This is a genomic window from Streptomyces sp. HSW2009 (genome assembly GCF_040240285.1).
GTDB lineage: Bacteria > Actinomycetota > Actinomycetes > Streptomycetales > Streptomycetaceae > Streptomyces.
On the sequence record NZ_JBEHZD010000812.1, the window covers coordinates 1 to 2569 of the forward strand.

General features: G+C 73.7%; 2 protein-coding genes. One reads left to right on the forward strand and one right to left on the reverse strand.

Features of this window, described 5'->3' with window-relative positions:
- The coding region (locus tag AAHZ94_RS32460; protein ID WP_349997293.1) for a hypothetical protein at nucleotides 1–227 on the reverse strand (227 nt) is incomplete at its 3' end.
- A gap of 141 nt (nucleotides 228–368) precedes the next feature.
- On the opposite strand from AAHZ94_RS32460, the gene AAHZ94_RS32465 reads away from it, so the two are divergent.
- On the forward strand, nucleotides 369–2569 hold a 2201-nt coding region (locus tag AAHZ94_RS32465; RefSeq protein WP_349997294.1), incomplete at its 3' end, for a Tex family protein.

Genomic DNA, 2569 nt, shown 5'->3' on the forward strand with positions numbered 1-2569 from the left:
CCCCCCCCCCCCCCCCCCCCCCCCCCCCCCCCCCCCCCCCCCCCCCCCCCCCCCCCCCCCCCCCCGGCGCGCCCCCCCCCCCCCGCGCCCGGGGCCGGGCGCGGCGCGCGGGGGCGGGGCTTGCCGACGGGTGCGGCGCGGGGCTCCCGGGGCGGGCGCGCCCGGGGTGCCGGGCAGTGCTGACCGGCCCGAGCCAGCCTGCGTCGTCCCGGCCGACCGTCGCTCACCTGCGGCGCCGTGCCGTCGGCTGCGCCGGGTCGGGCCGCCCGTGGGGCACGGGGACGCGCGGGGTGGTCCGCCATGGCCGCGTTGTCACACCCACCTGCCACAATGCAGGTCGCGGTGCAGACCAGAAAGCGGAGCGTGAAGTGACGACGTCCATCGAAGGCCGGATCGCCGATGAGCTGGGAGTGCGGGAGCGGCAGGTGAAGGCCGCCGTCGAGCTGCTCGACGGCGGTTCGACGGTGCCGTTCATCGCGCGCTACCGCAAGGAAGCGACCGAGATGCTCGACGACGCGCAGTTGCGCGCCCTTGAGGAGCGGCTGCGCTATCTGCGCGAGCTGGAGGAGCGGCGGGCGGCGATCTTGGAGTCGGTCCGTTCGCAGGGCAAGCTCGACGCGGAGGTGGAGGCCCGCATCCTGGCCGCCGACTCCAAGGCGCGCCTTGAGGACGTCTACCTCCCGTTCAAGCCCAAGCGGCGGACGAAGGCGCAGATCGCCCGCGAGGCCGGGCTCGAACCGCTGGCGGACGGCCTGTTGGGCGATCCCTCGGTGGAGCCGCGGGCCGCTGCCGCCACCTTCGTGGACGCCGAGCGCGGGGTGGCCGACGCCGCCGCCGCGCTCGATGGTGCACGGGCCATCCTCACCGAGCGGTTCGGTGAGGACGCGGACCTGATCGGTGAGTTGCGCGAGCGCATGTGGCAGCGCGGCCGGCTGGCGGCCAAGGTCAGGGAGGGCAAGGAGGAGGCGGGCGCGAAGTTCGCCGACTACTTCGACTTCGCCGAGCCGTTCACGGAGCTGCCCTCACACCGGGTGCTGGCGATGTTCCGGGCCGAGAAGGAAGAGGTGCTCGACCTGACGTTGGAGCCGGAGGAGCCGTCGCAGACGCCCGGCCCCAGCTCCTACGAGCAGGCGATCTCGCGCCGGTTCGGGGTCGCCGACCGCGGCCGGCCCGCCGACGGCTGGCTGGCCGACACGGTGCGCTGGGCCTGGCGCACCCGGGTCCTGGTGCACCTGGGCATCGACCTGCGGCTGCGGCTGCGGCAGGCCGCCGAGGACGAGGCGGTGCGGGTCTTCGCGGCGAACCTGCGCGACCTGCTGCTCGCGGCGCCCGCCGGGACGCGCGCCACGATGGGGCTCGACCCCGGGTTCCGTACGGGCGTGAAGGTCGCGGTCGTGGACGCCACCGGCAAGGTGGCCGCCACCGAGACGATCTACCCGCACGTGCCGCAGCAGAAGTGGGACGCCGCGCTCGCCACGCTGGCCAGGCTGGCGAAGGAGCACCAGGTCGAGCTGATCGCGATCGGGAACGGCACCGCCTCCCGGGAGACCGACAAGCTGGCGGCCGAGCTGTGCGCGGCCCACCCCGAGCTGCGGCTGACCAAGGTGATGGTCTCCGAGGCGGGTGCCTCGGTGTATTCGGCGTCGGCCTTCGCCTCGCAGGAGCTGCCGGACATGGACGTGTCGCTGCGCGGCGCGGTCTCCATCGCCCGCAGGTTGCAGGACCCGCTGGCCGAGCTGGTGAAGATCGACCCGAAGTCGATCGGCGTCGGCCAGTACCAGCACGACCTGTCCGAGGTGAAGCTCTCGCGCTCGCTGGACGCGGTCGTGGAGGACTGCGTGAACGGCGTGGGCGTGGACGTGAACACGGCGTCCGCCCCGCTGCTCAGCCGGGTCTCCGGGGTCAGCGCCACCCTCGCCGAGAACATCGTGGCGCACCGGGACGCCAACGGCCCGTTCCGCAACCGCAAGACGCTCAAGGACGTGAGCAGGCTGGGTCCGAAGGCGTACGAGCAGTGCGCGGGCTTCCTGCGCATCCGCGGGGGCGACGACCCGCTGGACGGCTCCAGCGTGCACCCCGAGGCGTATCCGGTGGTGCGGCGGATGGTGGTGACGGCCGGGGGTGACGTCGGCTCGCTCATCGGCAACACCGCGGTGCTCCAGCGGATGGACGCGGCGCAGTTCGTGGACGACTCGTTCGGGCTGCCGACGGTCACCGACATCCTCAAGGAGTTGGAGAAGCCCGGCCGGGACCCGCGGCCCGCGTTCAAGACGGCCACGTTCAAGGAGGGGGTCGAGAAGCTCGGTGACCTCGCGCCCGGGATGTTGCTGGAGGGCGTGGTGACCAATGTGGCCGCGTTCGGCGCGTTCGTGGACGTCGGGGTGCACCAGGACGGCCTGGTGCACGTCTCGGCGATGTCGAAGACCTTCGTGAAGGACCCGCGGGACGTGGTGAAGCCGGGCGACATCGTGCGGGTGAAGGTGTTGGACGTGGACATCCCGCGCAAGCGCATCTCGCTGACGCTGCGGCTGGACGACGAGGCCGCGCCGGCGGGCGCAGCGCGGGACGG